This window comes from Shigella sonnei, from assembly GCF_002950395.1.
In the GTDB taxonomy this organism is placed as follows: Bacteria; Pseudomonadota; Gammaproteobacteria; order Enterobacterales; family Enterobacteriaceae; genus ECMA0423.
This window is the reverse complement of the sequence record NZ_CP026802.1, coordinates 42,997-66,191: the sequence shown is the minus strand read 5'-3', so window position 1 is coordinate 66,191 and position 23,195 is coordinate 42,997. Positions and strand designations below refer to the sequence as shown.

Annotated in this window: 15 protein-coding genes, 1 tRNA gene and 3 rRNA genes; 8 read left to right on the top strand and 11 right to left on the bottom strand. The window is 51.6% G+C overall.

What is annotated here, in order from left to right; all coding sequences use genetic code 11:
• Window positions 1-125 precede the first annotated feature (125 nt).
• Window positions 126-1,460 carry an ATP-dependent RNA helicase SrmB gene (gene srmB / locus C1P89_RS00480; RefSeq protein WP_000219193.1) on the top strand — a complete coding sequence of 445 codons (1,335 nt, stop codon included), beginning with the start codon at window positions 126-128 and terminating at the stop codon, window positions 1,458-1,460.
• Between the two features lie 208 nt (window positions 1,461-1,668).
• Here the strand turns inward: srmB and C1P89_RS00475 are convergent, their stop codons facing one another.
• Complete coding sequence (locus tag C1P89_RS00475) at window positions 1,669-2,550, bottom strand: LysR family transcriptional regulator (RefSeq protein WP_001445929.1); 882 nt, start codon at window positions 2,548-2,550, stop codon at window positions 1,669-1,671.
• Window positions 2,551-2,652: 102 nt separating this feature from the next.
• On the opposite strand from C1P89_RS00475, the gene eamB reads away from it, so the two are divergent.
• Window positions 2,653-3,240: a cysteine/O-acetylserine transporter gene (eamB, locus tag C1P89_RS00470; RefSeq protein ID WP_000189207.1), complete on the top strand. Its 588-nt coding sequence runs from the start codon at window positions 2,653-2,655 to the stop codon at window positions 3,238-3,240.
• Between the two features lie 55 nt (window positions 3,241-3,295).
• On the opposite strand, the gene grcA is transcribed toward eamB, so the two are convergent.
• Complete coding sequence (gene grcA, locus C1P89_RS00465) at window positions 3,296-3,679, bottom strand: autonomous glycyl radical cofactor GrcA (RefSeq protein ID WP_000627807.1); 384 nt, start codon at window positions 3,677-3,679, stop codon at window positions 3,296-3,298.
• Window positions 3,680-3,983: 304 nt separating this feature from the next.
• Between grcA and ung the strand changes: the two genes are divergently transcribed.
• Window positions 3,984-4,673, top strand: coding sequence for a uracil-DNA glycosylase (ung, locus tag C1P89_RS00460; protein ID WP_001262716.1), 690 nt, complete (start codon window positions 3,984-3,986; stop codon window positions 4,671-4,673).
• 47 nt (window positions 4,674-4,720) lie between these two features.
• Here ung and C1P89_RS00455 read toward each other — a convergent pair whose 3' ends face one another.
• Complete coding sequence (locus tag C1P89_RS00455) at window positions 4,721-5,758, bottom strand: tRNA/rRNA methyltransferase (RefSeq protein WP_000997403.1); 1,038 nt, start codon at window positions 5,756-5,758, stop codon at window positions 4,721-4,723.
• A gap of 206 nt (window positions 5,759-5,964) precedes the next feature.
• Here C1P89_RS00455 and trxC point away from each other — a divergent pair, with 206 nt between their 5' ends.
• From trxC to C1P89_RS00430, 5 genes are all read left to right on the top strand, one after another.
• Window positions 5,965-6,384 carry a thioredoxin TrxC gene (gene trxC, locus C1P89_RS00450; RefSeq protein WP_001098726.1) on the top strand — a complete coding sequence of 140 codons (420 nt, stop codon included), beginning with the start codon at window positions 5,965-5,967 and terminating at the stop codon, window positions 6,382-6,384.
• A 68-nt stretch (window positions 6,385-6,452) separates the two neighbouring features.
• The gene (gene tapT, locus C1P89_RS00445) at window positions 6,453-7,151 is read left to right on the top strand and encodes a tRNA-uridine aminocarboxypropyltransferase (RefSeq protein ID WP_005137294.1); all 699 of its coding nucleotides are present in this window, start codon (window positions 6,453-6,455) and stop codon (window positions 7,149-7,151) included.
• Between the two features lie 31 nt (window positions 7,152-7,182).
• Complete coding sequence (gene patZ, locus C1P89_RS00440; RefSeq protein WP_000083025.1) at window positions 7,183-9,843, top strand: peptidyl-lysine N-acetyltransferase PatZ; 2,661 nt, start codon at window positions 7,183-7,185, stop codon at window positions 9,841-9,843.
• 113 nt (window positions 9,844-9,956) lie between these two features.
• The gene (gene pssA / locus C1P89_RS00435) at window positions 9,957-11,312 is read left to right on the top strand and encodes a CDP-diacylglycerol--serine O-phosphatidyltransferase (RefSeq protein ID WP_000949274.1); all 1,356 of its coding nucleotides are present in this window, start codon (window positions 9,957-9,959) and stop codon (window positions 11,310-11,312) included.
• 45 nt (window positions 11,313-11,357) lie between these two features.
• Window positions 11,358-11,681, top strand: coding sequence for a YfiM family lipoprotein (locus C1P89_RS00430; protein ID WP_001300818.1), 324 nt, complete (start codon window positions 11,358-11,360; stop codon window positions 11,679-11,681).
• On the opposite strand, the gene kgtP is transcribed toward C1P89_RS00430, so the two are convergent.
• The 8 genes from kgtP to rluD all read right to left on the bottom strand — a co-directional run bounded on the left by kgtP (window position 11,678) and on the right by rluD (window position 23,165).
• A complete protein-coding gene (gene kgtP / locus C1P89_RS00425) occupies window positions 11,678-12,976 on the bottom strand; it encodes an alpha-ketoglutarate permease (protein ID WP_000841111.1) in 1,299 nt (432 codons plus the stop codon). The two genes, C1P89_RS00430 and kgtP, sit on opposite strands and share 4 nt — an antisense overlap.
• Before the next feature lie 325 nt (window positions 12,977-13,301).
• Window positions 13,302-13,417: ribosomal RNA gene (gene rrf, locus C1P89_RS00420) — 5S ribosomal RNA — on the bottom strand.
• Window positions 13,418-13,511: 94 nt separating this feature from the next.
• Window positions 13,512-16,415: ribosomal RNA gene (locus C1P89_RS00415) — 23S ribosomal RNA — on the bottom strand.
• Window positions 16,416-16,608: 193 nt separating this feature from the next.
• Window positions 16,609-16,684: transfer RNA gene (locus tag C1P89_RS00410), tRNA-Glu, on the bottom strand.
• A gap of 85 nt (window positions 16,685-16,769) precedes the next feature.
• A 16S ribosomal RNA gene (locus C1P89_RS00405) occupies window positions 16,770-18,311 on the bottom strand.
• Together the 16S, 23S and 5S rRNA genes with 1 tRNA gene alongside form the textbook arrangement of a ribosomal RNA operon.
• A gap of 442 nt (window positions 18,312-18,753) precedes the next feature.
• Window positions 18,754-21,327: an ATP-dependent chaperone ClpB gene (gene clpB / locus C1P89_RS00400; RefSeq protein ID WP_001235102.1), complete on the bottom strand. Its 2,574-nt coding sequence runs from the start codon at window positions 21,325-21,327 to the stop codon at window positions 18,754-18,756.
• Between the two features lie 129 nt (window positions 21,328-21,456).
• Window positions 21,457-22,188, bottom strand: coding sequence for a purine nucleoside phosphorylase YfiH (yfiH, locus tag C1P89_RS00395; RefSeq protein ID WP_000040142.1), 732 nt, complete (start codon window positions 22,186-22,188; stop codon window positions 21,457-21,459).
• On the bottom strand, window positions 22,185-23,165 hold the full coding sequence (gene rluD, locus C1P89_RS00390; RefSeq protein WP_000079112.1) for a 23S rRNA pseudouridine(1911/1915/1917) synthase RluD: 981 nt from the start codon (window positions 23,163-23,165) through the stop codon (window positions 22,185-22,187). Before rluD ends, yfiH begins: the two co-directional genes overlap by 4 nt.
• Between the last annotated feature and the right edge of the window lie 30 nt (window positions 23,166-23,195).

Sequence of the window (23,195 nt, the reverse complement as noted above, 5' to 3'; positions counted from 1 at the left end):
AAAACCTTGCAGGAAAAACGGCGATAGCACCGGGTGAGAACAATACCCGAGAAGCGATATCCATACAAACAGATGAAGATTGCAGCCGTAACGTCTATAATCAGCGCCCCACACAGAGGTAGAACATGACTGTAACGACTTTTTCCGAACTTGAACTCGACGAAAGCCTGCTGGAAGCCCTCCAGGATAAAGGTTTCACTCGCCCGACCGCCATTCAGGCTGCCGCCATTCCGCCTGCGCTCGATGGCCGTGATGTACTCGGTTCTGCGCCGACAGGCACCGGTAAAACGGCGGCGTATCTGCTGCCAGCGTTGCAGCACCTGCTCGATTTCCCACGTAAGAAATCCGGTCCGCCGCGTATTTTGATCCTCACCCCAACTCGCGAGCTGGCGATGCAGGTGGCCGATCATGCCCGCGAACTGGCGAAACATACGCATCTGGATATCGCCACCATCACCGGCGGCGTAGCCTATATGAACCACGCGGAAGTGTTCAGCGAAAATCAGGACATCGTGGTCGCCACGACCGGACGTCTGCTGCAATACATAAAAGAAGAGAACTTCGATTGCCGCGCGGTTGAAACGCTGATCCTCGACGAAGCAGACCGTATGCTGGATATGGGCTTCGCTCAGGATATCGAACATATTGCTGGCGAAACGCGCTGGCGTAAACAGACCCTGCTCTTTTCGGCAACGCTGGAAGGCGATGCGATTCAGGACTTTGCCGAGCGTCTGCTGGAAGATCCGGTGGAGGTTTCTGCCAATCCGTCCACCCGTGAGCGCAAAAAAATTCATCAGTGGTATTACCGCGCCGATGACCTGGAACATAAAACCGCATTGCTGGTGCATCTGTTAAAACAGCCGGAAGCGACCCGCTCAATTGTGTTTGTGCGTAAGCGTGAACGTGTGCATGAGCTGGCAAACTGGCTGCGCGAAGCGGGCATCAACAACTGCTATCTCGAAGGTGAGATGGTACAAGGCAAGCGTAACGAAGCGATCAAGCGTTTGACCGAAGGTCGCGTAAACGTACTGGTTGCAACCGATGTTGCCGCGCGCGGTATCGACATTCCTGACGTCAGCCACGTCTTTAACTTCGATATGCCGCGCAGTGGCGATACTTATTTGCACCGTATCGGACGTACCGCGCGCGCCGGTCGTAAAGGCACCGCAATTTCGCTGGTGGAAGCCCATGACCATTTGCTGCTGGGCAAGGTTGGCCGTTACATTGAAGAGCCGATTAAAGCTCGCGTTATTGATGAGTTACGCCCGAAAACGCGTGCGCCAAGCGAGAAGCAGACCGGCAAGCCATCGAAGAAAGTACTGGCAAAACGCGCCGAGAAGAAAAAAGCTAAAGAGAAAGAGAAACCGCGGGTGAAAAAACGCCATCGCGACACCAAAAATATTGGTAAGCGCCGTAAACCAAGCGGAACGGGCGTGCCACCGCAAACGACAGAAGAGTAATCTCAATGCCGGGTTTAAGCCTGGTATTAAAAGTGCTGGCAAACGCAAAACTGCCTGATGCGCTACGCTTATCAGGCCTACGTGGCTCATGCAATATATTGAATTTGCACGATCTTGTAGGCCGGATAAGGCGTTCACGCCGCATCCGGCATGAATAAAGCGCACTTTGTCGACAAGTTAAATGCCGGGTTTAATCCCGACATTATTTTTATCCAGCCACAAAACTCTCTTCAACACACTGAATAAAAGTGTGCATCGCCGGGCTAACCGCTTTTCCAGCATGGTGTGCGCACATGGCCGTAATGGTCTGCGACTGTTCGCCAAAAGGCAATTCAATTAATTCTCCGCACTCCAACTCTTTTGCCACCGCAAAACGCGGCAGGTAGCTGACTCCGATATTCGCCGCGACACAACGCTTGATGCTTTCGATACTTATAAGCTCAATGGTGTTTTCCACCGTGATCCGCCGCTGACGCAGCGTGCTCTCAAATATCTGCCGGAAGACACATTGTGGTTCATTGATAATAAAGCTACAGGCGTTATGTCTTCCCGGCTCAGTAAAATCGACATCTACAATTTGTGGTGAAGCCACCAGCACCAGCGATTGTTCACCCAACTCTCGTCGGTTCAGGGCATCATCATTCCCTACGCGATAAAAGACGCCGACATCGGCCTCATCATTCAGTAGCGCATCACGGATCACGTAACAGTTCAGCGACTGCAACGATAAACGCACTTTTGGTGCGCGTTGCCGAAAACGCTGCAACACCTGCGGCATTCGGTAAGAGAGCAACGTTTCGCCCGAAACAACGCGTAGTTCCCCGTCCGGATCTGACTCCTTTTTGGCAGCCTCACGAAGCGTATCCATCACTCGGGTAAGTTCATAAATGTGCGGCAGCAACTTTTTTCCTTCGCGGGTAAGGCACATCCGTCGGCCAATTTTCTCAAATAACTGGACTGAAAACTCCTGCTCAAGCTGCTGAATATGAAAAGTCACCGTCGATTGTGTACAGCACAATTTTTGCGAAGCTCGCAAAAAGGAACCCTCTTCCACCACGGTTTTAAGCGTAATAAAACGGCGCAGATCCATAACCCCAAACCTATCGAAAATATCGAATCTAGAATATAAAAACATTCATTTTTTTAAATGTTCCGTGTCGGGTACTGTCTACCAAAACAGAGGAGATAACAAGTGACACCGACCCTTTTAAGTGCTTTTTGGACTTACACCCTGATTACCGCTATGACGCCAGGACCGAACAATATTCTCGCCCTTAGCTCTGCTACGTCGCATGGATTTCGTCAAAGTACCCGCGTGCTGGCAGGGATGAGTCTGGGATTTTTGATTGTGATGTTACTGTGTGCGGGCATTTCATTTTCACTGGCAGTGATTGACCCGGCAGCGGTACACCTTTTGAGTTGGGCGGGGGCGGCATATATTGTCTGGCTGGCGTGGAAAATCGCCACCAGCCCAACAAAGGAAGACGGACTTCAGGCAAAACCAATCAGCTTTTGGGCCAGCTTTGCTTTGCAGTTTGTGAACGTCAAAATCATTTTGTACGGTGTTACGGCACTGTCGACGTTTGTTCTGCCGCAAACACAGGCGCTAAGCTGGGTAGTTGGCGTCAGCGTTTTGCTGGCGATGATTGGGACGTTTGGCAATGTGTGCTGGGCGCTGGCGGGGCATCTGTTTCAGCGATTGTTTCGCCAGTATGGTCGCCAGTTAAATATCGTGCTTGCCCTGTTACTGGTCTATTGCGCGGTACGCATTTTCTATTAACGAAAAAAAGCGGAAGAGGTCGCCCTCTTCCGCTTAGTAACTTGCTACTTAAGCCTTACAGGCTTTCAGTAAAGGTACGAGCGATAACGTCGCGCTGCTGTTCCGGAGTCAGAGAGTTAAAGCGAACTGCATAACCGGATACACGGATGGTCAGCTGCGGATATTTTTCCGGATGCTTAACTGCATCTTCCAGAGTTTCACGACGCAGAACGTTAACGTTCAGGTGTTGACCACCTTCAACGCGAACTTCTGGTTTCACTTCTACTGGAACTTCACGGTATTCAATGTCACCCAGTTTGCTTACTGCAACCACTTCATCTTCTGCATAACCTGCTTTTGCAACGATGCAACGTGCTTCGCCTTTTTCGCTGTCCAGCAGCCAGAAAGAGTTCAGCAGATCGTCGTTAGCGGCTTTAGTAATCTGGATACCTGTAATCATGTGATGCCTCCCCGGCAAAATTATTTGATTTGTTCAGCCTGTCGCGGCCAATTGGTAAAACCATTGTTGCTTGAGTGTATATATACTCCTCAACCACCCTTGATTCTTTGATTTAAATCAATAAAAACCACACATCGATTGTGGTCGTAAATGGATTTTATTGTTTTACATCAACTTATGCGGGTGTGAAATTTTACCAATTTACATTTTTTTGCACTCGTTTAAGTCTAAAAAATGAGCATGATTTTGTTCTGTAGAAAGAAGCAGTTAAGCTAGGCGGATTGAAGATTCGCAGGAGAGCGAGATGGCTAACGAATTAACCTGGCATGACGTGCTGGCTGAAGAGAAGCAACAACCTTATTTTCTTAATACCCTTCAGACCGTCGCCAGCGAGCGGCAGTCCGGCGTCACTATCTATCCACCACAAAAAGATGTCTTTAACGCGTTCCGCTTTACCGAGTTGGGTGACGTTAAAGTGGTGATTCTCGGCCAGGATCCTTATCACGGACCGGGACAGGCGCATGGTCTGGCATTTTCCGTTCGTCCCGGCATTGCCATTCCTCCGTCATTATTGAATATGTATAAAGAGCTGGAAAATACTATTCCGGGCTTCACCCGCCCTAATCATGGCTATCTCGAAAGCTGGGCGCGTCAGGGCGTTCTGCTGCTCAATACTGTGTTGACGGTTCGCGCAGGTCAGGCGCATTCCCACGCCAGCCTCGGTTGGGAGACGTTTACTGATAAAGTCATCAGCCTGATTAACCAGCACCGCGAAGGCGTGGTGTTTTTGTTGTGGGGATCACATGCGCAAAAGAAAGGGGCGATTATAGATAAGCAACGCCATCATGTACTGAAAGCACCGCATCCGTCGCCGCTTTCGGCGCATCGTGGATTCTTTGGCTGCAACCATTTTGTGCTGGCAAATCAGTGGCTGGAACAACGTGGCGAGACGCCGATTGACTGGATGCCAGTATTACCGGCAGAGAGTGAGTAAATTTGCGGGGAAATGCCGGATGGCAGAGTTGCCACCCGGCTGATTTATCAGGCTTTATTCTGACGCCACCATTCACCAAGCAAAACGCCGGTTGCGACAGAGATATTCAGCCCGGCAACGTTGCCCGTACCGTCAATCTTCACGCGCAGATCGTTCGGATCGCGTGCGGCATCCGGTAACCCTTCATATTCCTGACCCAGCACCAGTACCATTTTCGCTGGCAGACTAGTTTTGAACAGCGGTTTACCCTGCTCGCTGGAAGTGGTCACTACGGTGTAACCTGCCTGACGGAAATCATCCAGCACGTTAACAATGTTGTCGCCAGTAATCGGCTGAACGTGCTCTGCGCCGCCTTCTGCGGTACGGATAGCCGCCCCCGACTCCAGCAGTGCCGCATCCTGCACCACGACACCTTTCACGCCGAAGTGCGCGCAGCTGCGCATCATGCCACCCAGGTTATGCGGGTTAGATTCATTTTCCAGTGCCAGAACGCAATCCTGCGCGCCTGCCTGGCTTACCCACTGCTGCACGGTTGTACCGTTACGCTTTTTGATCAGGAAGCAAACGCCGCCGTGATGTTCCGTGCCTGACGCTTTTGTCAATTCAGCTTCATCCACCACATGGTACGCTTTGCGGTTTGCCGCCATCCAGCGCAAGGCTTCTTTAAAACGTGGCGTTACGCTCTGGATAAACCAGGCGCGAACAATTGCTTCCGGACGGCTCTGGAACAGTGCCTGACAGGCATTTTCGCCGTAGACGCGGGTTTCTTCCGCACGCTGACGACGCAACACTTCCGGATCAATAAAACTTTTACCACTGATGCCACCGTGATCGGCCTTTTCCGGCGTCTCATCACCCGGCGCGCGGGAAACCGTGCGCCACGGCGAATCTTCCCACTTGCGGTCACGGGGCTGACTCTGTTTGTCATCGCGGGCGGGGCGACGGCCACCGTCAGCACGAGATTTTCCTGGACGCCCGCCCCCTTTCCCGGTACGCGGGTTGTGGGTACGTTTATCAGAATCATCATCACTGCGGACATACATCACTTTGACCTTGCCGCTTTTACCTTTCATTTCATCGTTCATGCTTTTCTCCACCAGCGCTGCGCGAAGCGCGCAGATTACCCGAAGTCCGCGCGGTTCGCCATGATTTCGTACCAAAGCCTGCGACTATCATACCTATTGAATAAAACAGATTGTTGTCTGGAACAATGTCCCCGATAATATGTAACATATTAGAAACATACCGGCGTCGTTGCCGATAAGTCTCCTTACTCATCCCGAGGTTAGTTATGAATACCGTTTGTACCCATTGTCAGGCCATCAATCGCATTCCCGACGATCGGATCGAAGATGCGGCAAAATGCGGACGCTGCGGTCACGACTTGTTTGACGGAGAGGTGATTAATGCGACCGGTGAAACACTCGACAAATTGCTGAAGGATGATCTACCTGTGGTGATCGACTTCTGGGCACCGTGGTGCGGCCCCTGCCGTAATTTCGCACCAATTTTTGAAGATGTCGCGCAAGAGCGTAGCGGTAAAGTGCGCTTTGTGAAAGTGAATACCGAAGCTGAACGTGAATTGAGCAGTCGCTTTGGAATTCGTAGTATACCGACGATCATGATTTTCAAAAACGGTCAGGTTGTCGACATGCTTAATGGCGCAGTACCGAAAGCGCCGTTCGATAGCTGGCTGAACGAATCTCTTTAATCTTACCGGGGTGCATCTTGTGCCCCGTTTTCTCCTCTGCGACAATGGCGTTTTTTCGACGCTCTCTTATGACCGAAAACGCTGTTCTCCAGTTACGCGCCGAGCGTATTGCGCGCGCAACACGTCCTTTTCTTGCCCGCGGTAATCGCGTTCATCGCTGCCAACGCTGTCTTTTGCCAGAGAAATTATGTCTCTGTTCGACAATTACCCCAGCACAAGCAAAAAGTCGCTTCTGTTTGCTGATGTTCGACACCGAGCCAATGAAGCCCAGTAATACCGGGCGTCTGATTGCTGATATTTTGCCTGATACCGTTGCGTTTCAATGGTCGCGTACCGAACCCTCGCAGGATTTGCTGGATCTGGTACAAAACCCGGATTATCAGCCAATGGTGGTCTTTCCCGCCTCGTATGCTGATGAGCAACGGGAAGTGATCTTCACACCACCTGCCGGTAAGCCACCGCTGTTTATCATGCTCGATGGTACCTGGCCGGAAGCTCGCAAGATGTTTCGTAAAAGTCCGTATCTGGATAATCTTCCCGTCATTTCCGTCGATCTTTCCCGGCTTTCTGCCTATCGCCTGCGTGAAGCCCAGGCTGCAGGCCAATATTGTACTGCCGAGGTAGCCATCGCACTGTTAGATATGGCCGGCGATACCGGGGCGGCAGCAGGGTTAGGCGAGCATTTTACCCGCTTTAAAACACGCTATCTGGCAGGAAAAACGCAACATCTGGGTAGCATCACAGCAGAACAGTTAGAAAGCGTTTAAAATCATTCGGTCACTTCTGCGGGAGACCGGTATGAGTCAGCGAGGACTGGAAGCACTACTGCGACCAAAATCGATAGCGGTAATTGGCGCGTCGATGAAACCCAATCGCGCAGGTTACCTGATGATGCGTAACCTGCTGGCGGGAAGCTTTAACGGACCGGTACTCCCGGTGACGCCAGCCTGGAAAGCGGTGTTGGGTGTGTTGGCCTGGCCGGATATTGCCAGCTTGCCCTTTACACCCGACCTTGCGGTTTTATGTACCAATGCCAGCCGTAATCTTGCTCTTCTGGAAGAGCTCGGCGAGAAAGGCTGTAAAACCTGCATTATTCTTTCCGCCCCGGCATCGCAACACGAAGATCTCCGCGCCTGCGCCCTGCGCCATAACATGCGCCTGCTTGGACCAAACAGTCTGGGTTTACTGGCTCCCTGGCAAGGTCTGAATGCCAGCTTTTCGCCTGTGCCGATTAAACGCGGCAAGCTGGCGTTTATTTCACAATCGGCAGCCGTCTCCAACACCATCCTCGACTGGGCGCAACAGCGTGAGATGGGCTTTTCCTACTTTATTGCGCTCGGCGACAGCCTGGATATCGACGTTGATGAATTGCTCGACTATCTGGCGCGCGACAGTAAAACCAGCGCCATCCTGCTCTATCTCGAACAGTTAAGCGACGCGCGACGCTTTGTTTCGGCAGCCCGTAGTGCCTCGCGTAATAAACCGATTCTGGTGATTAAAAGCGGACGTAGCCCGGCGGCACAGCGACTGCTCAACACGACGGCAGGAATGGACCCGGCATGGGATGCGGCTATTCAGCGTGCCGGTTTGTTGCGGGTACAGGATACCCACGAACTGTTTTCGGCGGTGGAAACCCTTAGCCATATGCGCCCGCTGCGTGGCGACCGGTTGATGATTATCAGCAACGGTGCTGCGCCTGCCGCGCTGGCGCTGGATGCCTTATGGTCACGCAATGGCAAGCTGGCAACGCTAAGCGAAGAAACCTGCCAGAAATTGCGCGATGCATTGCCAGAACATGTGGCAGTCTCTAACCCTCTCGATCTGCGCGATGACGCCAGCAGCGAGCATTATGTCAAAACGCTGGACATTCTGCTCCACAGCCAGGATTTTGATGCGCTGATGGTTATTCATTCGCCCAGCGCCGCTGCTCCCGCAACAGAAAGCGCGCAAGTATTAATTGAAGCGGTAAAGCATCATCCCCGCAGCAAATATGTCTCTTTGCTGACGAACTGGTGCGGCGAGCACTCCTCGCAAGAGGCACGACGTTTATTCAGCGAAGCCGGGCTGCCGACCTACCGTACCCCGGAAGGAACCATCACTGCTTTTATGCATATGGTGGAGTACCGGCGTAATCAGAAGCAACTACGCGAAACGCCGACGTTGCCCAGCAATCTGACTTCCAATACCGCAGAAGCGCATCTTCTGTTGCAACAGGCGATTGCCGAAGGGGCTACGTCGCTCGATACCCATGAAGTTCAGCCCATCCTGCAAGCGTATGGCATGAACACGCTCCCTACCTGGATTGCCAGCGATAGCACCGAAGCGGTGCATATTGCCGAACAGATTGGTTATCCGGTGGCGCTGAAATTGCGTTCGCCGGATATTCCACATAAATCGGAAGTTCAGGGCGTCATGCTTTACCTGCGTACAGCCAATGAAGTCCAGCAAGCGGCGAACGCTATTTTCGATCGCGTAAAAATGGCCTGGCCACAGGCGCGGGTCCACGGCCTGTTGGTGCAAAGTATGGCTAACCGTGCTGGCGCTCAGGAGTTGCGGGTTGTGGTTGAGCACGATCCGGTTTTCGGGCCGTTGATCATGCTGGGTGAAGGCGGTGTGGAGTGGCGTCCTGAAGATCAAGCCGTCGTCGCACTGCCGCCGCTGAACATGAACCTGGCCCGCTATCTGGTTATTCAGGGGATCAAAAGTAAAAAGATTCGTGCGCGCAGTGCGCTACGCCCATTGGATGTTGCAGGCTTGAGCCAGCTTCTGGTGCAGGTTTCCAACTTGATTGTCGATTGCCCGGAAATTCAGCGTCTGGATATTCATCCTTTGCTGGCTTCTGGCAGTGAATTTACCGCGCTGGATGTCACGCTGGATATCTCGCCGTTTGAAGGCGATAACGAGAGTCGGCTGGCAGTGCGCCCTTATCCGCATCAGCTGGAAGAATGGGTAGAATTGAAAAACGGTGAACGCTGCTTGTTCCGCCCGATTTTGCCAGAAGATGAGCCACAACTTCAGCAATTCATTTCGCGAGTCACCAAAGAAGATCTTTATTACCGCTACTTTAGCGAGATCAACGAATTTACCCATGAAGATTTAGCCAACATGACACAGATCGACTACGATCGGGAAATGGCGTTTGTAGCGGTACGACGTATTGATCAAACGGAAGAGATCCTCGGCGTCACGCGTGCGATTTCCGATCCTGATAACATCGATGCCGAATTTGCTGTGCTGGTTCGCTCGGATCTCAAAGGGTTAGGCTTAGGTCGACGCTTAATGGAAAAGTTGATTACCTATACGCGAGATCACGGACTACAACGTCTGAATGGTATTACGATGCCAAACAATCGTGGCATGGTGGCGCTAGCCCGCAAGCTCGGGTTTAACGTTGATATCCAGCTCGAAGAGGGGATCGTTGGGCTTACGCTAAATCTTGCCCAACGCGAGGAATCATGAGTAAGGTACTGGAAATGTTGACCACTTAATCGGGACTGGTGTTATTATTGCCCGCTTATGTCGTCTGCATTGCACAGAGGACCCTTCAATGAACAGAGAAGAAATGCACTGTGATGTTGTCAAAATTTAAGCGTAATAAACATCAACAACACCTTGCCCAACTACCCAAGATTTCTCAATCAGTTGATGATGTCGATTTCTTTTACGCTCCCGCCGACTTCCGGGAGACGCTGCTGGAAAAAATAGCCAGCGCGAAGCAGCGCATTTGCATTGTCGCCCTGTATCTCGAACAGGATGACGGTGGCAAAGGCATTCTGAACGCGTTGTATGAAGCTAAAAGGCAGCGTCCGGAACTGGATGTGCGGGTGCTGGTCGACTGGCATCGTGCACAACGTGGACGCATTGGCGCTGCGGCATCTAACACTAACGCTGACTGGTACTGCCGCATGGCGCAGGAAAATTCGGGCGTAGATGTTCCGGTTTATGGCGTTCCAATCAATACCCGTGAAGCCCTTGGTGTTCTGCACTTTAAAGGCTTTATCATCGACGATAGCGTACTTTATAGCGGTGCCAGCCTGAACGATGTTTACCTGCATCAGCACGATAAATATCGCTACGACCGTTATCATCTTATCCGTAACCGTAAGATGTCAGACATTATGTTTGAATGGGTTACACAGAATATTATGAATGGCCGCGGCGTTAATCGTCTGGATGATGTTAATCGGCCAAAAAGCCCGGAAATCAAGAACGATATTCGTCTGTTCCGCCAGGAGCTGCGTGATGCCGCTTATCATTTCCAGGGCGATGCCGACAACGATCAGCTTTCCGTAACGCCGCTAGTGGGGCTGGGGAAATCGAGTCTGTTGAACAAGACCATTTTCCATCTTATGCCTTGTGCCGAGCAGAAACTAACCATCTGTACGCCATACTTCAACCTGCCAGCAATCCTTGTGCGCAATATTATCCAGTTGCTGCGCGAAGGGAAAAAGGTCGAAATTATTGTTGGTGATAAAACCGCGAACGACTTCTACATTCCGGAAGATGAACCTTTCAAGATAATTGGCGCATTGCCTTATCTCTATGAGATCAATCTGCGTCGTTTCCTGAGCCGTTTGCAGTATTACGTCAATACTGACCAGCTAGTGGTTCGGTTATGGAAAGATGACGACAACACCTATCACCTGAAAGGGATGTGGGTTGATGATAAGTGGATGTTGATCACCGGTAATAACCTGAACCCGCGCGCCTGGCGTCTGGATCTGGAAAACGCCATTTTGATCCACGATCCACAACTGAAGCTTGCGCCGCAGCGAGAGAAAGAACTGGAGCTGATCCGCGAGCATACCACCATCGTTAAGCACTATCGCGATCTGCAAAGTATTGCCGATTATCCGGTGAAGGTTCGTAAACTCATCCGCCGTTTGCGCCGTATCCGCATCGACCGATTAATTAGCCGCATCCTGTAATCACAACCCCGTCCTGTACGGGGTTTGTTTTTTGGAGGCCACGTTTTGCGTATTCTTTTTGTCTGTTCGCTATTGTTACTTTCTGGATGCAGCCATATGGCTAACGATAGCTGGAGCGGGCAGGATAAAGCTCAACACTTTATCGCCTCGGCGATGCTTTCCGCCGCCGGAAATGAATATTCACAGCATCAGGGGATGAGCCGGGATCGCAGTGCCATGTTTGGATTGATGTTCTCTGTCAGTTTGGGGGCGTCAAAAGAGCTTTGGGATAGCCGCCCCGAAGGGAGCGGCTGGAGCTGGAAGGATTTGGCCTGGGATGTCGCCGGTGCAAGCACCGGCTATACCGTCTGGCAACTGACCCGTCACTAAAGACGCATCCCCTTCCCTTTGCGATGTAGCATCAAAGAAACCAGAAACGCCACCACGGCCATCAAGGTCACATACCAGAAGAAGGCTGTTTCCATTCCTATTGATTTCAGCGACAACGCTACGTACTCCGCCGAACCACCAAATATAGCATTAGCGACCGCATATGACAGGCCAACGCCTAATGCGCGAACCTGTGCCGGGAACATCTCAGCCTTCAGTATTCCACTGATTGATGTATAAAAACTCACTATCAGCAGGGCACACATCACCAGACCAAAAGCGGCATAAGGCGAGGAAACGTTTTGCAATGCTGAGAGAATAGGAACGGTAAAAATGGCTGCCAGCGAACCGAAACATAACATTGAGGTACGGCGACCAATCTTATCCGACAGCGCGCCAATGAGTGGTTGAATAAGCATGAATACAAACAATGCGGCAGTCATAATGCCACTCGCCACGTTGACATGCATTCCCGCAGTATTTACCAGATACTTCTGCATATAAGTAGTGAAGGTATAGAAACAAAGGGAGCCCGCAGCGGTAAAACCGAGAACCATGATGAATGCACGGCGATTGCGCCATAATCCTTTCAGAGATCCAGCTTCTTTTAAAGCGCGCGTTTCTTGTTGCGAAGTTTCATCTAACTGACGACGTAACCACAACGCCACAACAGCTAACACAGCTCCTAACGCGAAAGGAATACGCCATCCCCACTCTCTGAGTGCAGCGTCTTCCATGGTGTGTTGTAAAACCACGACAACCAGTAGGGCTAGCAGTTGTCCGCCGATCAACGTCACATACTGAAATGATGCGTAAAAACCTTTGCGCCCTTCAACGGCAACTTCACTCATATAGGTGGCGCTGGTGCCATATTCTCCGCCAACGGATAATCCCTGAAATAAACGCGCGAGAAGCAATAATGCCGGAGCCCACGTACCGATTGTTTCATAACCAGGCAAACAGGCGATTACCAGTGAGCCGAAACACATCATACACACCGATAGCAGCATCGATTTTTTGCGACCATGTTTATCGGCTATGCGGCCAAATAGCCAACCGCCTATTGGGCGCATCAGGAATCCCGCAGCAAAAACACCTGCTGTTTGTAGTAGTTGAGTCGTCGTGTTCCCGGAAGGGAAGAAGATGTGGGCGAAGTAGAGTGAACAGAACGAGTAGACATAGAAATCGAACCACTCGACCAGATTACCTGAAGAGGCCCCCACAATTGCCCAAATGCGGCGACGAGTATCACTACTTGTCAGTTTGCTGTCTGCCGTTACAGTACTTTCAGCCATGCCATTATGTCTCCTGCCGTAATCCGATGCTTTTGTCGGTCGCTTTTGTTTATTTTTTTTGGTAAAGGAAATGTTATACATTTGTTGCATATCATTGTGCAACCTTAACCATGAATTTAGTTAGCAGGAAAATGGTTATTGAGGAGCTTAAGGATAAATTTCTGGTAAGGAGGACACGTATGGAAGTGGGCAAGTTGGGGAAACCGTATCCGTTGCTGAATCTGGCATATGTGGGAGTATAAGACGCGCAGTGTCGCATCAGGCATTTTTTTCTGCGCCAATGCAAAAAGGCCATCCGTCAGGATGGCCTTTCGCTTAATTTGATGCCTGGCAGTTCCCTACTCTCGCATGGGGAGACCCCACACTACCATCGGCGCTACGGCGTTTCACTTCTGAGTTCGGCATGGGGTCAGGTGGGACCACCGCGCTACGGCCGCCAGGCAAATTCTGTTTTATCAGACCGCTTCTGCGTTCTGATTTAATCTGTATCAGGCTGAAAATCTTCTCTCATCCGCCAAAACATCTTCGGCGTTGTAAGGTTAAGCCTCACGGTTCATTAGTACCGGTTAGCTCAACGCATCGCTGCGCTTACACACCCGGCCTATCAACGTCGTCGTCTTCAACGTTCCTTCAGGACCCTTAAAGGGTCAGGGAGAACTCATCTCGGGGCAAGTTTCGTGCTTAGATGCTTTCAGCACTTATCTCTTCCGCATTTAGCTACCGGGCAGTGCCATTGGCATGACAACCCGAACACCAGTGATGCGTCCACTCCGGTCCTCTCGTACTAGGAGCAGCCCCCCTCAGTTCTCCAGCGCCCACGGCAGATAGGGACCGAACTGTCTCACGACGTTCTAAACCCAGCTCGCGTACCACTTTAAATGGCGAACAGCCATACCCTTGGGACCTACTTCAGCCCCAGGATGTGATGAGCCGACATCGAGGTGCCAAACACCGCCGTCGATATGAACTCTTGGGCGGTATCAGCCTGTTATCCCCGGAGTACCTTTTATCCGTTGAGCGATGGCCCTTCCATTCAGAACCACCGGATCACTATGACCTGCTTTCGCACCTGCTCGCGCCGTCACGCTCGCAGTCAAGCTGGCTTATGCCATTGCACTAACCTCCTGATGTCCGACCAGGATTAGCCAACCTTCGTGCTCCTCCGTTACTCTTTAGGAGGAGACCGCCCCAGTCAAACTACCCACCAGACACTGTCCGCAACCCGGATCACGGGTCCACGTTAGAACATCAAACATTAAAGGGTGGTATTTCAAGGTCGACTCCATGCAGACTGGCGTCCACACTTCAAAGCCTCCCACCTATCCTACACATCAAGGCTCAATGTTCAGTGTCAAGCTATAGTAAAGGTTCACGGGGTCTTTCCGTCTTGCCGCGGGTACACTGCATCTTCACAGCGAGTTCAATTTCACTGAGTCTCGGGTGGAGACAGCCTGGCCATCATTACGCCATTCGTGCAGGTCGGAACTTACCCGACAAGGAATTTCGCTACCTTAGGACCGTTATAGTTACGGCCGCCGTTTACCGGGGCTTCGATCAAGAGCTTCGCTTGCGCTGACCCCATCAATTAACCTTCCGGCACCGGGCAGGCGTCACACCGTATACGTCCACTTTCGTGTTTGCACAGTGCTGTGTTTTTAATAAACAGTTGCAGCCAGCTGGTATCTTCGACTGATTTCAGCTCCATCCGCGAGGGACTTCACCTACATATCAGCGTGCCTTCTCCCGAAGTTACGGCACCATTTTGCCTAGTTCCTTCACCCGAGTTCTCTCAAGCGCCTTGGTATTCTCTACCTGACCACCTGTGTCGGTTTGGGGTACGATTTGATGTTACCTGATGCTTAGAGGCTTTTCCTGGAAGCAGGGCATTTGTTGCTTCAGCACCGTAGTGCCTCGTCATCACGCCTCAGCCTTGATTTTCCGGATTTGCCTGGAAAACCAGCCTACACGCTTAAACCGGGACAACCGTCGCCCGGCCAACATAGCCTTCTCCGTCCCCCCTTCGCAGTAACACCAAGTACAGGAATATTAACCTGTTTCCCATCGACTACGCCTTTCGGCCTCGCCTTAGGGGTCGACTCACCCTGCCCCGATTAACGTTGGACAGGAACCCTTGGTCTTCCGGCGAGCGGGCTTTTCACCCGCTTTATCGTTACTTATGTCAGCATTCGCACTTCTGATACCTCCAGCATGCCTCACAGCACACCTTCGCAGGCTTACAGAACGCTCCCCTACCCAACAACGCATAAGCGTCGCTGCCGCAGCTTCGGTGCATGGTTTAGCCCCGTTACATCTTCCGCGCAGGCCGACTCGACCAGTGAGCTATTACGCTTTCTTTAAATGATGGCTGCTTCTAAGCCAACATCCTGGCTGTCTGGGCCTTCCCACATCGTTTCCCACTTAACCATGACTTTGGGACCTTAGCTGGCGGTCTGGGTTGTTTCCCTCTTCACGACGGACGTTAGCACCCGCCGTGTGTCTCCCGTGATAACATTCTTCGGTATTCGCAGTTTGCATCGGGTTGGTAAGTCGGGATGACCCCCTTGCCGAAACAGTGCTCTACCCCCGGAGATGAATTCACGAGGCGCTACCTAAATAGCTTTCGGGGAGAACCAGCTATCTCCCGGTTTGATTGGCCTTTCACCCCCAGCCACAAGTCATCCGCTAATTTTTCAACATTAGTCGGTTCGGTCCTCCAGTTAGTGTTACCCAACCTTCAACCTGCCCATGGCTAGATCACCGGGTTTCGGGTCTATACCCTGCAACTTAACGCCCAGTTAAGACTCGGTTTCCCTTCGGCTCCCCTATTCGGTTAACCTTGCTACAGAATATAAGTCGCTGACCCATTATACAAAAGGTACGCAGTCACACGCCTAAGCGTGCTCCCACTGCTTGTACGTACACGGTTTCAGGTTCTTTTTCACTCCCCTCGCCGGGGTTCTTTTCGCCTTTCCCTCACGGTACTGGTTCACTATCGGTCAGTCAGGAGTATTTAGCCTTGGAGGATGGTCCCCCCATATTCAGACAGGATACCACGTGTCCCGCCCTACTCATCAAGCTCACAATATGTGCATTTTTGTGTACGGGGCTGTCACCCTGTATCGCACGCCTTTCCAGACGCTTCCACTAACACACACACTGATTCAGGCTCTGGGCTGCTCCCCGTCCGCTCGCCGCTACTGGGGGAATCTCGGTTGATTTCTTTTCCTCGGGGTACTTAGATGTTTCAGTTCCCCCGGTTCGCCTCATTAACCTATGGATTCAGTTAATGATAGTGTGACGAATCACACTGGGTTTCCCCATTCGGAAATCGCCGGTTATAACGGTTCATATCACCTTACCGACGCTTATCGCAGATTAGCACGTCCTTCATCGCCTCTGACTGCCAGGGCATCCACCGTGTACGCTTAGTCGCTTAACCTCACAACCCGAAGATGTTTCTTTCGATTCATCATCGTGTTGCGAAAATTTGAGAGACTCACGAACAACTTTCGTTGTTCAGTGTTTCAATTTTCAGCTTGATCCAGATTTTTAAAGAGCAAATATCTCAAACATCACCCGAAGATGAGTTTTGAGATATTAAGGCAGGTGACTTTCACTCACAAACCAGCAAGTGGCGTCCCCTAGGGGATTCGAACCCCTGTTACCGCCGTGAAAGGGCGGTGTCCTGGGCCTCTAGACGAAGGGGACGTATCAGTCTGCTTCGCAAGACGCCTTGCTTTTCACTTTCTATCAGACAATCTGTGTGAGCACTGCAAAGTACGCTTCTTTAAGGTAAGGAGGTGATCCAACCGCAGGTTCCCCTACGGTTACCTTGTTACGACTTCACCCCAGTCATGAATCACAAAGTGGTAAGCGCCCTCCCGAAGGTTAAGCTACCTACTTCTTTTGCAACCCACTCCCATGGTGTGACGGGCGGTGTGTACAAGGCCCGGGAACGTATTCACCGTGGCATTCTGATCCACGATTACTAGCGATTCCGACTTCATGGAGTCGAGTTGCAGACTCCAATCCGGACTACGACGCACTTTATGAGGTCCGCTTGCTCTCGCGAGGTCGCTTCTCTTTGTATGCGCCATTGTAGCACGTGTGTAGCCCTGGTCGTAAGGGCCATGATGACTTGACGTCATCCCCACCTTCCTCCAGTTTATCACTGGCAGTCTCCTTTGAGTTCCCGGCCGGACCGCTGGCAACAAAGGATAAGGGTTGCGCTCGTTGCGGGACTTAACCCAACATTTCACAACACGAGCTGACGACAGCCATGCAGCACCTGTCTCACGGTTCCCGAAGGCACATTCTCATCTCTGAAAACTTCCGTGGATGTCAAGACCAGGTAAGGTTCTTCGCGTTGCATCGAATTAAACCACATGCTCCACCGCTTGTGCGGGCCCCCGTCAATTCATTTGAGTTTTAACCTTGCGGCCGTACTCCCCAGGCGGTCGACTTAACGCGTTAGCTCCGGAAGCCACGCCTCAAGGGCACAACCTCCAAGTCGACATCGTTTACGGCGTGGACTACCAGGGTATCTAATCCTGTTTGCTCCCCACGCTTTCGCACCTGAGCGTCAGTCTTCGTCCAGGGGGCCGCCTTCGCCACCGGTATTCCTCCAGATCTCTACGCATTTCACCGCTACACCTGGAATTCTACCCCCCTCTACGAGACTCAAGCTTGCCAGTATCAGATGCAGTTCCCAGGTTGAGCCCGGGGATTTCACATCTGACTTAACAAACCGCCTGCGTGCGCTTTACGCCCAGTAATTCCGATTAACGCTTGCACCCTCCGTATTACCGCGGCTGCTGGCACGGAGTTAGCCGGTGCTTCTTCTGCGGGTAACGTCAATGAGTAAAGGTATTAACTTTACTCCCTTCCTCCCCGCTGAAAGTACTTTACAACCCGAAGGCCTTCTTCATACACGCGGCATGGCTGCATCAGGCTTGCGCCCATTGTGCAATATTCCCCACTGCTGCCTCCCGTAGGAGTCTGGACCGTGTCTCAGTTCCAGTGTGGCTGGTCATCCTCTCAGACCAGCTAGGGATCGTCGCCTAGGTGAGCCGTTACCCCACCTACTAGCTAATCCCATCTGGGCACATCCGATGGCAAGAGGCCCGAAGGTCCCCCTCTTTAGTCTTGCGACATTATGCGGTATTAGCTACCGTTTCCAGTAGTTATCCCCCTCCATCAGGCAGTTTCCCAGACATTACTCACCCGTCCGCCACTCGTCAGCGAAACAGCAAGCTGTTTCCTGTTACCGTTCGACTTGCATGTGTTAGGCCTGCCGCCAGCGTTCAATCTGAGCCATGATCAAACTCTTCAATTTAAAAGTTTGATGCTCAAAGAATTAAACTTCGTAATGAATTACGTGTTCACTCTTGAGACTTGGTATTCATTTTTCGTCTTGCGACGTTAAGAATCCGTATCTTCGAGTGCCCACACAAATTGTCTGATAAATTGTTAAAGAGCAGTGCCGCTTCGCTTTTTCTCAGCGGCGCGGGGTGTGCATAATACGCTTTCCCGCTACAGAGTCAAGCATTTATTTTTGCTTTCTCTGCCGGAATTCTCAGGAGAACCCCGCCGACCCGGCGGCGTGTTTGCCGTTGTTCCGTGTCAGTGGTGGCGCATTATAGGGAGTTATTCCGGCCTGACAAGCGAAAAATATAAAAACTTTATCGTTCGCTCATTTTTCAGGCAAAACATCTTAAATATAGTCTTTTCCGTCTAACTTATAGACAAAAACGAGCCCCGAAGGGCTCGTTTTATCATTACTGGACAGCGACAATCCGGTCTTCATTAACTTCCAGGCGAATCACTTTACCCGGAACCAATTCACCAGACAGTATTTGCTGTGCCAGCGGGTTTTCGATCTGCTGCTGGATAGCACGTTTCAAAGGACGTGCACCATAGACTGGATCGTAACCGTTCTCGCTCAGCAGTTTCAGCGCCTCGTCAGAAATGTGGATTTCATAACCACGTTCTTCCAGACGTTTGTACAGACGTTTCAACTGAATCTGCGCAATCGAGGCAATGTGCTGTTCACCCAGCGGATGGAAGACCACCACTTCATCAATACGGTTAATGAATTCCGGACGGAAGTTATGGCTTACCACACCGAGCACCAGCTCTTTCATGTGCGCATAATCCAGTTCACCGAAGCGTTCCTGAATCAAATCGGAACCGAGGTTAGAGGTCATAATGACAACCGTATTACGGAAGTCGACCGTTCTCCCCTGCCCGTCAGTCAGACGACCATCATCCAGTACCTGCAACAGAATGTTGAAGACATCCGGATGCGCTTTTTCCACTTCATCCAGCAGGATGACGGAATACGGACGACGACGCACAGCTTCGGTCAGGTAGCCACCTTCTTCATAACCGACATATCCCGGAGGCGCACCAACCAGACGAGACACCGAGTGTTTCTCCATAAACTCGGACATATCGATACGGACCATCGCCTCGTCGCTATCAAACATAAAGTTCGCCAGCGCCTTACAAAGCTCAGTTTTCCCCACACCCGTTGGGCCGAGGAACAGGAATGAACCAATCGGGCGATTTGGATCCGCCAACCCCGCACGGCTACGGCGAATAGCGTTAGATACCGCATCAACCGCTTCGTTCTGACCAATGACGCGATGGTGCAGTTCTTGCTCCATACGCAGCAGTTTTTCGCGCTCGCTTTCCATCATGCGAGAAACCGGAATCCCCGTCCAACGCGCCAGCACTTCAGCAATTTCGGCGTCGGTCACTTTATTACGCAACAGACGCATAGTTTTGCCTTCGAGCTGCGTTGCGGCTTCCAGTTGCTTTTCCAGTTCCGGGATTTTGCCGTATTGCAGTTCAGACATCCGCGCCAGGTCCCCCACACGGCGAGCCTGTTCAATAGCGATTTTCGCCTGTTCCAGTTCCGCTTTAATGGTCTGCGTACCAGAAAGCGATGCCTTCTCTGCTTTCCACTCTTCTTCTAACTCGGAGTACTGACGTTCTTTGTCGCTCAGTTCTTCGTTGAGCATATCCAAGCGTTTTTTACTGGCTTCATCAGACTCTTTCATTAACGCCTGTTGTTCCAGTTTGAGCTGGATGATACGACGATCGAGTCGGTCGAGTTCTTCTGGTTTTGAGTCAATCTGCATACGAATGCTGGATGCTGCTTCATCGATCAGGTCGATGGCTTTATCCGGCAGCTGACGGTCAGCAATGTAGCGATGAGACAACGTCGCCGCTGCAACAATTGCCGGGTCAGTAATTTGCACATGGTGGTGCAATTCGTAACGTTCTTTCAGGCCACGCAGAATCGCAATGGTATCTTCAACAGAAGGCTCGGCAACAAACACTTTCTGGAAACGACGTTCCAGCGCAGCATCTTTTTCAATGTACTGGCGATATTCGTCAAGCGTCGTGGCACCTACGCAGTGCAATTCACCACGCGCCAGCGCCGGTTTCAGCATGTTTCCGGCGTCCATTGCGCCATCGGCTTTACCCGCGCCGACCATGGTATGTAATTCGTCGATAAACAGGATGACGTTGCCTTCCTGTTTGGCAAGATCGTTAAGCACGCCTTTTAAACGTTCTTCAAACTCACCGCGATATTTCGCCCCAGCCACCAGCGCGCCCATATCCAGCGCCAGTACGCGGCGGCCTTTCAATCCTTCCGGCACTTCGCCGTTGATAATACGCTGCGCCAGACCTTCAACGATGGCAGTTTTACCGACGCCGGGTTCACCAATCAGTACCGGGTTATTTTTAGTACGACGTTGCAGCACCTGAATGGTACGGCGAATTTCTTCATCACGACCAATCACCGGATCGAGTTTGCCCTGTTCGGCTCGTTCGGTAAGGTCGATGGTATATTTTTTCAAAGCCTGACGTTGGTCTTCAGCACCTTGATCGTTCACGCTTTCACCTCCACGCATTTGTTCAATCGCTTGAGTAATGTTGGCGGTGGTCGCCCCTGCTGCTTTCAGGATGTCGGCCAGCGTGCCGCGAGACTCAAGTGCCGCCAGAACGAACAGTTCTGACGAGATAAAGTTATCACCTCGTTTTTGCGCCAGCTTGTCGCAAAGATTAAGAACGCGCACCAGATCCTGTGATGGCTGGACATCACCACCAGTACCTTCAACCTGCGGTAAACGATTTAATGCCTGATTGATATCTGTGCGCAACTGGCCAGCATTTATGCCAGCGGATGTTAATAAAGGACTAACCGAACCCCCTTCCTGATTCAGCAGGGCGCTCATTAAATGAAGTGGTTCGATGAATTGGTTGTCGTGCCCGAGTGCAAGTGATTGGGCATCGGCAAGAGCAAGCTGGAATTTATTAGTAAGACGATCCAGACGCATAACTCCTCCCATAACGGATCAAAGTTGCTACTGGAGATTAAATGAGGTCATCCCTCAATTATTCAAGGTTATTGACCAGATTAATGTGAAAAGAAAATCACGCGTACCGGATCGTCTTGATTCTTTAGGTTATATCAGCCAAATGAAACTTGCCATACGACCGGTGGTCTTGTCGCGACGATAAGAGAAGAAAGTCTCATTTTCCGTATATGTACAACGGTCGCCGCCGAAAATTTGCTCAACACCCACGTTCGCCAGACGCTGCCGGGCAAGCTGATAAATATCCGCCAGATACTTATCACCATGCTGAATGAAAGCTGCACTTGCTTTAGCGTCTACTGCCATAAACGCCTCGCGAACCTCCGCCCCCACTTCGAACGCGCGTGGACCAATTGCCGGCCCTAACCAGGCGAGAATGTTTTCAGGTTTATCAGCAAAACAGGAAACCGTCTCTTCCAGCACGCCTGCGCACAGTCCACGCCAGCCAGCATGAACGGCGGCGACTTCCGTTCCCGCTCGATTGCAAAACAGCACAGGGAGGCAGTCGGCAGTCATCACTGCGCAAACCGTGCCAGGCGTATTGCTATAAGAGGCATCTGCTCGTTTTGAGGCATAAGGTTCGCCAGTAAGCTTAAGCACATCTTTGCCGTGTACCTGCTCAAGCCAGACCGGTTTAGAAGGCAAATTGCCCGCAGCAAAAAGTCGCTTGCGATTCTCCTCAACGTGATCCGGGTTATCGCCACAATGGGCACCGAGGTTGAGTGAGTCATACGGGGGCAAGCTCACGCCGCCGATACGAGTGGAGCTACAGGCCGCAACACCTTTTGGCAGTGGCCACTGCGGGACAATCAGCTTACTCATAACCAGTCCACTTCATCCTTATGCTCTTCGAAATCGGCGCGCATCACCTCAATCAGCTCCACCATATCTTGTGGAATAGGCGCATGCCATTCCATTTCGATGCCAGAGATCGGGTGATAAAGACGCAGCATGGTTGCATGAAGCGCCTGGCGGTCAAACTTACGCAGCGTGGAGATAAATGCTTCCGAAGCACCTTTTGGCGGACGCGGACGGCCACCATAAACCGGATCGCCCACCAGCGGATGAGTGATATGGGCCATATGCACGCGGATCTGGTGCGTACGTCCAGTTTCCAGACGCAACCGCAGACGCGTGTGCACACGGAAGTGTTCCATGATGCGATAGTGAGTCACCGCCGGTTTGCCCATCGGATGCACCGCCATGTGAGTACGTTTGGTCGGGTGGCGGCTGATGGGTTCATCTACTGTACCGCCAGCGGTCATATGACCAATCGCCACCGCTTCATACTCACGAGTAATTTCACGCCGTTGCAAAGATTCGACTAAACGCGTCTGAGCCGGAACGGTTTTTGCCACAACCATCAGGCCGGTGGTGTCTTTATCCAGACGATGGACGATGCCCGCACGCGGTACATCGGCAATGGGCGGATAATAATGAAGCAACGCATTCAGTACCGTGCCATCCGGGTTACCCGCGCCAGGATGTACTACTAGGTCGCGCGGTTTATTAATGACAATGATATCTTCATCTTCATAGACGATATCCAGCGGGATATCCTGCGGTTCAAAACGCGCTTCTTCTTCAATCTCAGCGTTGATGGCAACCTGCTCGCCACCCAATACTTTTTCTTTCGGCTTATCACAAACTTTGCCGTTAACCAGCACGCGCTGGTCGAGGATCCATTCTTTTATCCGCGAACGTGAATAATCCGGGAACATTTCGGCCAAAGCCTGATCTAAGCGTTGACCGAGTTGGTTTTCGGACACCGTTGCAGTGAGCTGTACTCGTTGTGCCATATATACTGCTTCTTCGTTTATCGTTGGGGT

Coding starts and splice junctions, on each gene's coding strand:
- trxC (WP_001098726.1), top strand. CDS start 5,965: ATGAATACCGTTTGTACCCATTGTCAGGCCATCAATCGCATTCCCGAC.
- patZ (WP_000083025.1), top strand. CDS start 7,183: ATGAGTCAGCGAGGACTGGAAGCACTACTGCGACCAAAATCGATAGCG.
- C1P89_RS00455 (WP_000997403.1), bottom strand. CDS start 5,758: ATGAACGATGAAATGAAAGGTAAAAGCGGCAAGGTCAAAGTGATGTAT.
- rluD (WP_000079112.1), bottom strand. CDS start 23,165: ATGGCACAACGAGTACAGCTCACTGCAACGGTGTCCGAAAACCAACTC.
- kgtP (WP_000841111.1), bottom strand. CDS start 12,976: ATGGCTGAAAGTACTGTAACGGCAGACAGCAAACTGACAAGTAGTGAT.
- tapT (WP_005137294.1), top strand. CDS start 6,453: ATGACCGAAAACGCTGTTCTCCAGTTACGCGCCGAGCGTATTGCGCGC.
- ung (WP_001262716.1), top strand. CDS start 3,984: ATGGCTAACGAATTAACCTGGCATGACGTGCTGGCTGAAGAGAAGCAA.
- srmB (WP_000219193.1), top strand. CDS start 126: ATGACTGTAACGACTTTTTCCGAACTTGAACTCGACGAAAGCCTGCTG.
- pssA (WP_000949274.1), top strand. CDS start 9,957: ATGTTGTCAAAATTTAAGCGTAATAAACATCAACAACACCTTGCCCAA.
- clpB (WP_001235102.1), bottom strand. CDS start 21,327: ATGCGTCTGGATCGTCTTACTAATAAATTCCAGCTTGCTCTTGCCGAT.
- grcA (WP_000627807.1), bottom strand. CDS start 3,679: ATGATTACAGGTATCCAGATTACTAAAGCCGCTAACGACGATCTGCTG.
- C1P89_RS00475 (WP_001445929.1), bottom strand. CDS start 2,550: ATGGATCTGCGCCGTTTTATTACGCTTAAAACCGTGGTGGAAGAGGGT.
- yfiH (WP_000040142.1), bottom strand. CDS start 22,188: ATGAGTAAGCTGATTGTCCCGCAGTGGCCACTGCCAAAAGGTGTTGCG.